12 protein-coding genes are annotated in these 12,319 nt (G+C 62.2%); 10 read left to right on the top strand and 2 right to left on the bottom strand.

All coding sequences use genetic code 11. The features are described 5' to 3' along the window. Window positions 1–73 precede the first annotated feature (73 nt). From OP497_RS04880 to OP497_RS04850, 7 genes are all read left to right on the top strand, one after another. Window positions 74–1,702, top strand: coding sequence for a cbb3-type cytochrome c oxidase subunit I (locus OP497_RS04880; RefSeq protein ID WP_280546921.1), 1,629 nt, complete (start codon window positions 74–76; stop codon window positions 1,700–1,702). Continuing rightward, window positions 1,699–2,316 carry a cbb3-type cytochrome c oxidase subunit II gene (locus OP497_RS04875; RefSeq protein ID WP_280546920.1) on the top strand — a complete coding sequence of 206 codons (618 nt, stop codon included), beginning with the start codon at window positions 1,699–1,701 and terminating at the stop codon, window positions 2,314–2,316. The genes OP497_RS04880 and OP497_RS04875 overlap by 4 nt, the downstream gene beginning before the upstream one ends. 2 nt (window positions 2,317–2,318) lie before the next feature. Further along, window positions 2,319–2,903: a cytochrome c gene (locus OP497_RS04870; protein ID WP_280546918.1), complete on the top strand. Its 585-nt coding sequence runs from the start codon at window positions 2,319–2,321 to the stop codon at window positions 2,901–2,903. 8 nt (window positions 2,904–2,911) lie between these two features. Then, window positions 2,912–5,137 carry a cation-translocating P-type ATPase gene (locus OP497_RS04865; protein WP_280546916.1) on the top strand — a complete coding sequence of 742 codons (2,226 nt, stop codon included), beginning with the start codon at window positions 2,912–2,914 and terminating at the stop codon, window positions 5,135–5,137. A 277-nt stretch (window positions 5,138–5,414) separates the two neighbouring features. Continuing rightward, window positions 5,415–5,738, top strand: a complete 324-nt coding sequence (locus tag OP497_RS04860; protein WP_280546915.1) for a carboxymuconolactone decarboxylase family protein — start codon at window positions 5,415–5,417, stop codon at window positions 5,736–5,738. 238 nt (window positions 5,739–5,976) lie between these two features. Further along, on the top strand, window positions 5,977–6,612 hold the full coding sequence (locus OP497_RS04855) for a metallophosphoesterase (RefSeq protein WP_280546914.1): 636 nt from the start codon (window positions 5,977–5,979) through the stop codon (window positions 6,610–6,612). 534 nt (window positions 6,613–7,146) lie between these two features. Continuing rightward, complete coding sequence (locus OP497_RS04850; RefSeq protein WP_280546912.1) at window positions 7,147–7,302, top strand: hypothetical protein; 156 nt, start codon at window positions 7,147–7,149, stop codon at window positions 7,300–7,302. Between the two features lie 306 nt (window positions 7,303–7,608). Here the strand turns inward: OP497_RS04850 and norR are convergent, their stop codons facing one another. After that, complete coding sequence (norR, locus tag OP497_RS04845) at window positions 7,609–9,135, bottom strand: nitric oxide reductase transcriptional regulator NorR (protein WP_280546910.1); 1,527 nt, start codon at window positions 9,133–9,135, stop codon at window positions 7,609–7,611. A 153-nt stretch (window positions 9,136–9,288) separates the two neighbouring features. On the opposite strand from norR, the gene ytfE reads away from it, so the two are divergent. Continuing rightward, window positions 9,289–9,945: an iron-sulfur cluster repair protein YtfE gene (ytfE, locus tag OP497_RS04840; protein WP_280546909.1), complete on the top strand. Its 657-nt coding sequence runs from the start codon at window positions 9,289–9,291 to the stop codon at window positions 9,943–9,945. A gap of 59 nt (window positions 9,946–10,004) precedes the next feature. Continuing rightward, window positions 10,005–10,622, top strand: coding sequence for a hemerythrin domain-containing protein (locus tag OP497_RS04835; RefSeq protein WP_280546908.1), 618 nt, complete (start codon window positions 10,005–10,007; stop codon window positions 10,620–10,622). A 69-nt stretch (window positions 10,623–10,691) separates the two neighbouring features. Here OP497_RS04835 and OP497_RS04830 read toward each other — a convergent pair whose 3' ends face one another. Then, window positions 10,692–11,120: a globin gene (locus tag OP497_RS04830; RefSeq protein ID WP_280546907.1), complete on the bottom strand. Its 429-nt coding sequence runs from the start codon at window positions 11,118–11,120 to the stop codon at window positions 10,692–10,694. A 199-nt stretch (window positions 11,121–11,319) separates the two neighbouring features. Here OP497_RS04830 and OP497_RS04825 point away from each other — a divergent pair, with 199 nt between their 5' ends. After that, complete coding sequence (locus OP497_RS04825) at window positions 11,320–12,315, top strand: peptidase U32 family protein (RefSeq protein WP_280546905.1); 996 nt, start codon at window positions 11,320–11,322, stop codon at window positions 12,313–12,315. The last annotated feature ends 4 nt before the right edge of the window (window positions 12,316–12,319 follow it).

The following is a 12,319-nucleotide window of genomic DNA, read 5'->3' as shown; positions in this document are numbered from 1 at the left end:
ACTCCTGACAAAATTAACCTTGCCTTGTCCTTTCGCAACGACGGCACGGGCAGAGACTATCCGAAGGCACTTCATGACCCCCACCATTGCCATACTGCTCATCATTACTTTCGTGGTATCAGCAGTGGGCTTGCTGCTGCTGATCTGGTCCATCGCCACCAACCAGTTCAGTCACGGCAGAATCGCCGCCAGAACCATCTTCTTCGAGGGAGAGGAGGGGCACGGGGAGGACCCAGCGAGCGCCACGAAACCTGATCAAGCTGACGACAGCATCAACGAGGACGAACCCCAGACTCGGGGGATTGCCGACCAGTCCTCCCGCCAAGCGGCGCTTGCTTGGCTGAGCTCGGCGGTCTTCTGGCTTCTGGTGGGCTCGGCCTACGGCTTGCTGACGTCCGGCAAGTTCCATTGGCCCGAGTTGTTGGCGGATAGCGAATGGCTGACCTTTGGCCGGGTTCGCCCCATGCATCTCAATGCCGTTGCCTACGGCTGGGCGTCAATGGCCTGCGTCGGGGTGGCGATCTTCCTGATACCACGGCTGTTCAAGACAGCGCTGGTGGGCGGTCGATACGCCTTGTGGGGAGCCTTCCTCTGGAACCTCGGCATGATTCTCGGCCTGGTGGCGATCAACATGGGACTTTCCGATGGGAAGGAGTGGCTCGAGTTTCCCTGGCAGGTCGATATTCTGTTCGTGATCGGCGGTGGCCTCTGCGCCATTCCTCTGGTGCTGACGGCCGCCAATCGACGTGTATCACATCTCTACGTTACCAGCTGGTATCTGCTTGCCGCGCTGGTGTGGTTCCCCTTCCTCTTCCTGCTGGCCAACCTGCCCGTGGTATTCCCCGGGACCTCGGGAGCCACCGTCAACTGGTGGTTCGCCCATAATGTCCTGGGACTTTGGGTGACCCCCTTCGGGGTCGGTATCGCCTACTACATGATTCCCAAGATTCTCGGCCGCCCAATTATTTCTTATCAGCTCTCCCTGATAGGTTTCTGGTCGCTGGCACTGTTCTACAGCCAGGTGGGGATTCATCACCTGGTGGGTGGTCCCGTCCCCACCTGGCTGGTAACGCTCTCCATCGTCCACAGCGTGATGATGTCCATCCCCGTGATAACCGTTGCCATCAACCAACATGGCACCATGTGGGGGCATTTCGGCAGGCTCAAGGATTCGCCTACGCTACGTTTCGTGTGGATCGGAGCACTCATGTACACCGTGTCGTCGCTGCAGGGATCGATGGAAGCATTGCGCAGCGTCAACGTGATTACCCACTTCACCCACTACACCGTGGGTCATGCCCACCTGGGAATGTATGCCTTCCTCAGCCTGATCCTGTTCGGTGCTATCTATTTCATCATGCCTCGCCTGATGGACTGGGAATGGCCCTGGCGGCCTCTAATCGGCCTGCACTTCTGGCTGGTCACGTCCGGCATCCTGATCTATGTGGTGTCGCTCTCCGTCGGCGGCTGGCTGCAGGGCTTGGCTCTGCTCGATGCCGAGACACCGTTCATGGATATCGTGCGCCTCACGCTTCCCTATCTCGAGGCTCGTACTCTGGGAGGGGCTCTGATGACCCTCGGTCATGTGATCTTCGCCGTGCATTTCGTGGCGATGCTGCGTCGTAGCGGCAAGCAACACCACCAGCCGACGCTGTTTCGATCTGCTCAACGCACCCGAGACACCCTGGAGGGCTCTCGATGAAACATGCCTTAGCGATCATGGTGGGCGCTGCGCTGATCCTGCTGCTGGCCACGCTGACTCTGGTGGCCATGCCCTATGTGCAGATGTCCGCCGAAGCGGTTCCCGAAGCACTCGAACCCTATACCACGGCTCAGCAGCGTGGCAGGGACATCTATATCGCCAACGGCTGCCTCTACTGCCACAGCCAGCAACCGCGCGACGCCGGCTTCTCGAGGGCGGACAGCGAACGTGGCTGGGGCCGCCCCTCCGTGCCCGGTGACTATGCCTTTGATCAGCCCCATCTGCTGGGGACCATGCGCACCGGTCCTGACCTGTTCAACATCGGCGCCCGACAGCCCAGCGTCGACTGGCACTTGCTCCACCTCTACAACCCGCGTGCCGTAGTCGAGGACAGCATCATGCCGGCCTATCGCTTCCTCTTCCGCGTCGTCGACGAGCCCCAGGAGAATCAGCACGTGGTCAAGATCCCCGACCCTTACGGCCCCGAATCCGGCGTCGTCGTGGCGACCCGGGAAGCGCTGGAGCTGACGGCCTATCTGCTGTCCCTCGATCACACCTATCCCGCGGACACCCTGCCCCGGGCCAAGGCGGCGGACGAGGAAGGAGAAGGCTGATCATGAGTTCCCATGAACCGCAGCGCGCCCAACATCGTGAATATCCCGAACCCAGCGAAGGCGGACGTCCCGTACCGTGGTTCGTGGTGGCCTGGATCGGAGTGCTGATCCTCTGGGGCATCGGCTACTATGCCTGGCACATCGGCTGGCCCCTCACTGGCGGCGACAGCCGTACCGCCGTCGAGCAGGCCGCACCCGGTGCGGCAGTTGATGGCGAGAAACTCTTCACCGCCCAATGTTCCGCTTGCCACCAGCCGACAGGTCAAGGCGTCCCCGGCACCTTCCCGCCGTTAGCTGGCAGCGAATGGATGCAGGGCGACCCCGCCCTGGTTGTCGCCATCGTCCACGATGGCCTGCAGGGTCCCATTACCGTGGCAGGTGAAGAGTACCAGGGCAGCATGCCAGCGTTCGCGGACAAGCTCTCCCCCGACGAGTTGGCCGCGGTGCTCAGCCATGAGCGTCAGGCCTGGGGCAATGAGGGCGAACCCGTCGACTCAGCTCTTGTCAAGAAGCATGAGGAGCGCTTCGCGGAACGCGGCGCATGGACGGTGGATGAACTGCGCAACACCTTCCCTACTCCGGAGTAACCCTACCCGTGCGGCACACTGTCAGCCTCTCTGCCGGCCACGACGACGTCGGTGATACTCCCGAAGTCGAGGAACGAGTGTTCGTGGTGGACGGCCTGCACTGCAGCAGCTGTGCGGCGGCGGTGCAGGCTCAGTTACGCCGCCAGCCTGGCGTCGTCAGCGCCGCCGTCAACTTCGCCGCCGACTCTGCCATAGTGCGCTGGGACGATACTCGTACCCCCTACGCTGAGTTACAGCACGCCGTGTCGAGGCTTGGCTACCGCTTGCGATCTCCCGACGACGCAGACAACGCGGCTGAAAACGTCGACCGGATTCGCAAGCCCCTGCAGTGGCGCTTCGCCGTCGCGGTCTTCTTCGGCATGTGGAGCATGATGCCGGCACTGCTGATCTACCTGGCGCCGTTGGGCGTGGTCGAGCCCGCCGTTACCTGGCCACTGGGCATCGCCAGCGGCATGCTGGCCATACCGGTACTGCTCTACTCGGGGATGCACTTCTATTGCGTCGGGTGGCGAACCCTGCGCGTCGGCGCGGCCAGTCTTGACACCTTGATCAGCGTGGCAGTAATGGCGGCCTGCCTGGTCTCGGTGTGGCACCTGGTCAACGGATCTGCTGAGGTCTACTTTGATGCGGCGGTGATGCTAATCACCTTTCAACTCGTGGCCCGCCTGATCGACAGCGGCGTGAGACGGCGAGCCTCGGACATCATTCGCGGCTACCTGACGTACACCCCCGATCAAGTGCAGGTCTGGCGGGACGATGAATGGCAGGAGGTAGCCGCTAAAGAGGTAACTGCGGGAGAGCACATTCGCCTCGAGGACGGCGAGCCGCTGGCTCTGGACGGATACGTGATTGATGGGAACGGCGATGTGGACATGTCAATCCTCACCGGGGAGCACGTTTCGCGGCGCGTGGCCCGGGGGGAAGCTCTTGAGGCCGGCTGTCGCCTCGTTGTCGGCAAGCTGGAGCTTAGCGTCACCGCCGGCGTCGGCGAGAGGCGCATCGATGGTATCGCCCGATCGGTGCGTGCTCTGCTCAGCCACAAGACCACCATGCAACGCTTCGCCGACCGTCTCGCCCGGCTGCTGCTACCACTGATCATGGTGGCATCGGGCTTCACCATGCTGTTGGGGATGGCGCAGAGTCTGCCGACCGATGAGATTCTGCTCCACGGACTGGCAGTGCTGATAATCGCCTGTCCCTGTGCGCTGAGCCTGGCGATTCCACTGGTGGTGGTACTAGGCCATGCACGTATGGTGGCGCTGGGCATTCTGTTCCGCGACCCAGCTGCCCTGGAAGGCGCCGCTTCGGTCAGCGTGATCGTCTTCGACAAGACCGGCACGCTGACCACCGGCACCCCTCATCTGTCGGCCACGGCGCCAGTCGAGGGCGTGAGGCGCAACGAGCTGCTACAGCTGGCGGCCGATGTTATGCACGGCGTCCCACACCCGATCGCCGAAGGCCTCGCGACTGCCGCCGCACCCTCCTCCCAGGCGAATCAAGGGCAGCGCGACAACCATCCCGGACAAGGGGTGTGCTGGACGCATGGCATTGATCGCATCGTCGCCGGACGCCGGACCTGGCTCATCGAACAAGGCATTGCGGTACCCGTCTGCGACGAGACTGGCATGGAGCTCCATGTGGCAAGAAACGGCCGATACGCCGGCCGACTCCTATTCCGTGAGACGCTCCGACCGGAAGCACTCTCCACGGTGCGTCGGCTGCAGCAATCCGGCTACTCCCTCTACCTGCTCAGTGGGGATACGCCACACGCCTGCCAGGAGGTCGCCGAGACGCTGGGTATTTCCTATGCCCGCGCCCTGGCGAGTCGCTCCCCGGAGGAGAAATCGCGATTTGTTGAAGCACTCGAGCGCCATCATGTCGTCGCCTTCGTCGGCGATGGCCTGAATGATGGGCTGGCGCTGGCCCGTGCCCGCCTCGGCATCGCCGTCGGCCATGCAACCTCGGCGGCCAGCCAGGCCGGTGCCGTCTACCTGCCGGATGGGCTGGCACGCATTCCGCAGACCCTGCAGATGGCCAAGCAGGCACGTCGACTGATGAAACACAATCTGTGTTGGGCCATCGGCTACAACACGATAGCCATCCCGTTGGCCATCGCCGGCTGGGTGGCCCCCGTGGTCGCCGCCCTGGCGATGACCCTCAGCAGCCTATGCGTGCTCGTCAATAGCCTGCGCATTCGAAGCGGAAAACTCTCTGAATCCGTGAGACCCTCATAATAAATCCATAATTATCAATGAATTACCTGCAATCAAATGATATTTTGGGTGAAGCAAGAATTAGGATATATTACTGATTTCAAAAGATTTTCTCGGAAAGACTTACGGATCAGGAACTCGGCAACCGACACACCAGTTGGACTGCATGCTGGAGTGAGACTTCATGCCAGCGCTGACAACGTTTGGTGAGTCATCTACGTTGACAGAAACCGTTTAGCTAAAACTGCTGATCATCAGTTTCATCACAACACTCACTGACAACCACGAGGTCTTGTTCATGACTAATATCTCCATGCCCAAAGCCACTCGCTCCCACGCCGAAAAACGCCACAGACTGGCGCCCTTGCCCGACGATGCCTTTCAACAGTTCAGCGAGGCCGTATTCGCCGATGGCGCACTCGATGGGACCACCAAACAACTGATTGCGGTTGCGGTCGCTCATGTCACTCAGTGCCCCTGGTGCATAGAAGGCCATGTCAAGGCAGCACGCCGAGCAGGCGCGACAGGCGAACAGATCATGGAAGCGATCTGGGTGGCTGCCGAGATGCGGGCCGGCGCCGCTTTTGCTCATTCAATTAAGGCGCTAGAGCAAATCGAATAGTCAGAGCCTAACAGGACTTTACCGCGGTGCCGAGTTACCGGAAACTCGGAAATGAATGAAGTCCCTTAGCGCTACACCAAACTTTCCACTATTCAATTAAGTGGGAGTAATAAATGAAAATCAGAATATTCTCAGATCTTCATCTCGAACACAAACTGGATACACTCAGCATCCCCGCTAATGAAGGGGACACTATAATTCTTGCTGGCGATATCAGCAGAAATACGCGAGGAATAAAATGGGCATCAAAAAACTTCAAAAAAACCAAATCATTTATATTGCAGGGAACCATGAATATTACAGAACCTGCATGCCCGAAATGCGCGCCGATCTAAAAAAACAGGCAACCGATAATAACATCCACCTTTTGGATAATAATTCAGTCGTTCTAGGAGGGGTACGCTTCTTGGGAACAACGCTTTGGACAGACTTCTCTCTCTATTCTGACGACGAAGGATATGATTTCAACGAAACCATTGAACGAAGCATGAAGGTAATGCCAGACTTCCACATCATCGAGACAGAACCTGGCGTAAAGTTGACTCCATTCTCAAGTCAGGAACTACATACAAAGGCGTATCATTGGTTGAAAAATGAGCTGGACAACGAATTTTCTGGCCCCACTGTGGTAATCAGCCATCATGCCCCCTTGCCAGAATGCATTCCACCGCAATACCGAGGAGACCCGGTGTCACCGGCATTTGCGTCAAACCTTCAGCACCTAATGGGAACTATGGACGTGTGGATACATGGCCATGTCCATGAGCCAACGGACATAGAATGCAATGGCACTCGTGTAATCTCAAACCCTTCTGGATACCCAGATGAGTTTGACCCACCTCATTTCCAACCAAATTTTTTTATAGAACTATAGTTTACAATATCATTCGAGTAATTCAGGAAGTGGGGTGGTCGGTTTGCTCCTCCTCCTACAATATGTAGTGGTCGATTCTTCATTCGATGACACCGCGCCGATCGGACTTACAGGCATACCTGGAGGAATTCACTTTCCCGGTTCAACCGCTACCCCTCGGCCAGCCGTGGCCTCGTCTTTCGTCGGCTGCTCGAACAGACCGTTGTCACCGGGCCCGTGACGGAAGCGCAAGTGATCCATGGCTACGGTAGTTGTCAAGGAATCTGTCGTCTCTAAGGTCATTTAGGCCGTCCGTTTTCCGGTTCGGCGACGGTGACTTGGAGCTCCCGCTCCGGGTTCAGGGAGACGCTGCCGATGGGCGCCCAGTTGCGGGTCTTGCCGCTCCAACGGGCGGGGTTGGCCTCGCGCGCTGCTCGGTTGATGGCGTGGCGCTTGGCCAATACCCTGAATCCGTGAACCCGGCACCCAAAACGCTCCTAACCCGCTGACCTGCATGATAATATAGTCGAATCAGCCCTTCACCCGTAGCGTACCATGCCCAACATCCAGTTCCGCGCCAGTGGTCGTACCCTCACCAGCCATGCCGGCCTCTCGATCATCGGCCAGTGCGTCGAGATGGCCGGTATCGACAGCCTCGACGCTCGCTTCCCCACCTCGCAAGGAGTGCCTGGCTGTCGCAAATGGCGGTGAAAGGGTGGTGAAACAGGCCGTCAACAGGGGGCAAGGAGGCCGATATCGCCCTGGTCAGTCATCACCAGGACCGAGAAAGGGGATGCCGGTGATCAAAAATTGCTCGGGAGGCGAGATAGGGAAGACTTGGGCTTCGGGATCACGGATTCAGGGAATAACTCCAACTTGACGATGCCGGCCGCCGTATCGTGTACATGGGTCCAGTCCAACCTATCGGTAGCCTTGGCAAACTTGATTAATAGTCGTTTTAATAATACATGCTGAAAGTCATTACTCTGGGCTTTTCAAACTGACTCAGAGTGAGACTTACTTCAGTCCCAGCCGCCTGGCCAGCTTGTGCAGGTTGCTGGGGTCCAGCTCCAGGCGTCGAGCCGCCGCCGCCCAGCGGCCGTCGCAGGCGGCCAGAGCCTCGCGGATCGCCTGCCGCTGGGCCCGCTCCACACGCTCGCGCAGGCTGGATACGCCGATCTGGCTGGCGCTTTCTGATGTTTCCAGCACGCTGGCGGCTCCCCCCTCGGGAACAGGCAGGTCGAGCCAGGCCGGTTCCAGGGTGATGATCTCGTCGCGCCGCGCGCCGCGGCTCAGGGCCTTGATCGCCGCACGGCTGATCACATGCTCCAGCTCGCGCACGTTGCCCGGCCAGGCATAGGCCAGCAGCATCTCCTCGGCATCCGGCGAGAGGCGCAGACTGCGCACCCCGAGTCGGGTGCGGTTGATCTCCAGGAAGTGGCCGGCCAGCACCAGCACGTCGCTGCCCCGCTCGCGCAGCGGCGGTATCGCCACCGGATAGACCGACAGGCGGTGGTAGAGGTCGGCGCGAAAGCTGCCCTCGCGCACCGCCTCGGCCAGCTGTCGGTTGGTGGCGGCGATGATGCGCACGTCGACGCGCCGCGGAAGATCCTCGCCCAGGCGCTGTACCTCGCCCTCCTGCAGGGCGCGCAGCAGCTTGGCCTGGACCGGCAGCGACAGCTCACCCACCTCATCGAGCAGCAGGGTGCCGCCGTCGGCGGCCTCGAAGCGCCCGGCCCGCTCGGCGGTGGCGCCGGAGAAGGCCCCCTTCACATGGCCGAACAGCTCGCTCTCGGCCAACGACTCGGGCAGGGCAGCGCAGTTGACCTGCACCAGCGGCGCAGCGTGGCGAGCAGAGCGACGGTGGAGGCGGCGGGCGAAGAGCTCCTTGCCCACCCCGGTCTCGCCGCTGAGCAGCACCGGCAGGTCTACCCCCGCCACCACATCGAGCTCGCGCAGCAGCCGCTGCAGTTCCGCGCTGTGACCGAGGATATCGCGCACCTCGGGCGCCGCCAGCGGCAGGCCGCTCTCCTGCTGGGCCATGCGCAGGGCGCGCAGGTCGCGCTCAAGGCGGCTGACCCGAACTGACGCCTCGACCAGCAGCGCATAGCGCTCCAGGGCAGCCCGGTCTTCGGCATCGAAGGTCCCCGCCTCCAGGGCATCCAGGGTGAGCGCCCCCCAGGGCTCGCCCTCCACATGCAGGCTGATGCCCATGCAGTCGTGGACATGCAGCGGCTGACCGGGCTGCTGCTCCACCAGGCCATCATAGGGGTCGGGCAGGCTGGCATCGGGCGGAAACAGGGTAGTGCGCCGACTGGCGAGAATGGTGGCGAGGCGTGGATGCTGGGCCACCTCGAAGCGCCGTCCCAGCGCTTCACGGACCAGGCCGTCCACGGCCAGCGGCACCAGGGTGCCCTCCTCCAGACGCAGCAGGCAGACGGCGCCGCAGCGAAAGCCCTCGCGCAGGGTCCGCACCAGGCGCTGCAGGCGCACCGCGCTGGGCAGGTCGGCGACCAGGTCCGCCAACAGGGTCTCGTCAAGCATGGTGATATTAACCTTGAAGGGTTCTATCTACCCTAATCGAGCCGGGTACTTTTCACCACTCTGGTCTCGGCGCCCTATAAAACAGGCCGTTGAAAACTGGCACGCCGCTTGCTTCATGTAGGCCGTCACCTACCTGACCAAGGAGCTCCTGCCATGAGCCTGATCGAACAGCCCGTCGGCCGCACCGCCCTGACCCTGCCCGGCGCCACCCGGGTGTTCCGCGACCACAATATCGACTTCTGCTGCGGCGGCCGCATCAGCCTGCGCGAGGCCGCCGAGCGCATCGGCCTGGCGCCAGAGACGCTGGTGAACGCGCTCGAGGCGCTGCCGGCCGGTGAAAGCGACCAGCGCGACTGGCCGTCGGCCAGCAACGACGAGCTGATCGACCATATCCTGACCCGCTACCACGACGTCCATCGCCAGCAGCTGCCCGAACTGGTGCGCATGGCGCGTCGCGTCGAGCAGGTCCACGGCGAGCGTGACACCTGCCCCAACGGACTGGCCGACCTGCTCACCGCGCTCTATCAGGAGATGGAGAGCCACATGCAGAAGGAGGAGCAGATCCTCTTCCCGATGCTTCGCCGGGGCATGGGCGCCCAGGCCCAGGGGCCCATCGCGGTGATGCGCCACGAGCACGACGACCACGGCGAACACCTCGAGCAGCTGGCGGCGCTGACCGACGACATCACCCCGCCCAAGGGCGCCTGCACCACCTGGCGTGCGCTCTACACCGGACTGCGTGAGTTTCGTGACGACCTGATGCAGCACATCCACCTGGAGAACAACCTGCTCTTCGAACGCGCCGGCTGAACCCGGGCGGCGCCCAGCCGCGACGCACCGCCGGGTGGCGGTGCGTCAAGGAGGCCACCATGAAAGCCATCGTTCTCGAACGCCTGCATGCCGACCACCATCGCTACGAGGCACTGCTGTGCATCCTCGACCGCCAGCTGCATATCGCCGCTTGCGAAGAGGTCCCCGACTATCGACTGCTGGCCAATCTATGCCACTACCTGACCCACCAGCCCGAAGAGTGGCACCACCCGGTGGAGGACGCCCTCTTCGCCCGCCTGGCCGGCTGCCATGCACAAAGCGCCGAGCTGCTGGCGGTGCTCAGTGAGGAGCACCGGCGGATCACCCGCGATGGAAACGAGCTCGAGGCGACCTTCCGCCGCCAGGCGGATGACATGCCGGAGGATGAGCTCGACCCCGGCCGGCTCAACCTGGCTCGCGCCTTCAGCGAGCTCTATCACCATCACCTGTACAGCGAGAACCGCCACGTCTATCCGCTCATCGAGCGCTGTGTCCCGGCCGCCGAGCTGGATGAGATGTCGCCCCGTATCCCGCTTTTGATCCCCGCCGAAGGCAGCCCAGCTTTCCAGAGGCTCTACCGGCAGATCGCCGATCACCACACCGGGCTGCGTCTGGGCCACAGTGAGCAGGCCGACTTCTGCCCGCTCTGCGACGCCACGCCGGCGCCCGCCTCTTGACCCGACATGCAACAGGAGCCCCGGCATCGCCCCCATGGACATCCGCCCCTGGGGGCTCTTTGCACTGGGCTAGTCGAAACGGATTCCCCGATCGTAATGGAAGGTCATGAAGACGATGCCCGGCGTCATCACCAGCCGCCAGGCCAGCTCGACGTCGTCATCGAACTGCTCGTCGAAGTCGCGCACCGTGTCGACCAGGGTCTCGAGCCAGAGGTCATAGAGCGCAGGGGGGATATCGAGATGGGCACGATCGTGGCTGACCGCCACCTGCTGCAGGTAGTAGTCGGCATGACTCGACGCGTAGAACGCCAGCAAGTGATAGAAGGCCTTCTTTAGCATGGCCCGCTGGCGCGCCATGTCGGTATGACGAAACTTCTCCTTCACCTCCGGAGAGGCGGCGACAAAGCGCTCATAGAAGGCCGCGAAGAACGCCTGCCCTTCGACTTCCCGGCTCAGGACCCGCACGTAGCTCTCATCGAACAGGCGTTCAATGTCCATGACTCTCCCCGCCTGGTGAGCATGCCTGACTCAAGACTAGGCCAGACGCCTGTGCAAGGCTTCGTCGGGTCTCTCCTTCATCATCCCGGTATGATCTGCATCACGCCCACGTGAATACTCTCTCGCCATGACGCCAGTCAAGGGTCTAACAGGGATAGTCGACTAACATGGTCGGGTTTTCATCGAGAGGAGTCTCGCCATGGAGCTCGTCTGCCCCGCCGGCAACCTGCCCGCCCTGAAGCGCGCCGTGGACGAGGGCGCCGATGCCGTCTACTTCGGCTTCCAGAACACCACCAACGCTCGCCAGTTCGCAGGCCTCAACTTCACCGACAAGCGCGCCCGGGAGGGCATCGACTACGCCCACGCTCGCGGCAAGCGGGTGTTCTGCGCCATCAACACCTACCCGCAGCCGGATGGCTGGGCGATGTGGACCCGCGCCGTGGACCAGGCCGCCGAGCTGGGCGTCGATGCGCTGATCATGGCCGACATGGGGCTGCTCGACTACGCCGCCCGCCGCCACCCGAACCTTGCCCGCCACCTCTCGGTGCAGGGCTCGGCCACCAGCCATGAGGCGCTGCGCTTCTACCACGAGCAGTTCGGCATCCGGCGCGCGGTGCTGCCCCGCGTGCTCTCCATCACCCAGGTGCGCGACCTGGCCAAGCAGTCGCCGGTGGAACTGGAGGTATTCGCCTTCGGCAGCCTGTGCATCATGGCCGAGGGGCGCTGCTATCTCTCATCGTATCTCACCGGCGAATCGCCCAACACCCGCGGGGTCTGCTCCCCGGCGGCCCATGTGCGCTGGGAGGAGACCCGGGAAGGGCTGGAATCGCGCCTCAACGGCGTGCTGATCGACCGCTACGGGGAGGGCGAGAATGCCGGCTACCCCACCCTGTGCAAAGGGCGCTTCGAGGTGGGAGGCGAGACCTACCATGCCATCGAGGAGCCCACCAGCCTCAACACCCTGGAACTGCTCCCGGAGCTCCAGGAGCTCGGCATCGCGGCGGTGAAGATCGAGGGCCGCCAGCGCAGCCCGGCCTATGTATCAAAGGTCGCCGGCATCTGGCGCCAGGCACTGGATCGTGTCGATCGAGCCCCCAAGCACTTCCACGTCGAGCCCGCCTGGATGACCGGCCTCGGCGAGGTCTCCGAAGGCAGCACCACCACCCTGGGCGCCTACGAGCGCCGCTGGAAATAGGAGA

This window comes from Halomonas sp. 11-S5, from assembly GCF_029889825.1.
Classification (GTDB): domain Bacteria; phylum Pseudomonadota; class Gammaproteobacteria; order Pseudomonadales; family Halomonadaceae; genus Halomonas.
This window is presented reverse-complemented; position numbering and strand designations above follow the sequence as displayed.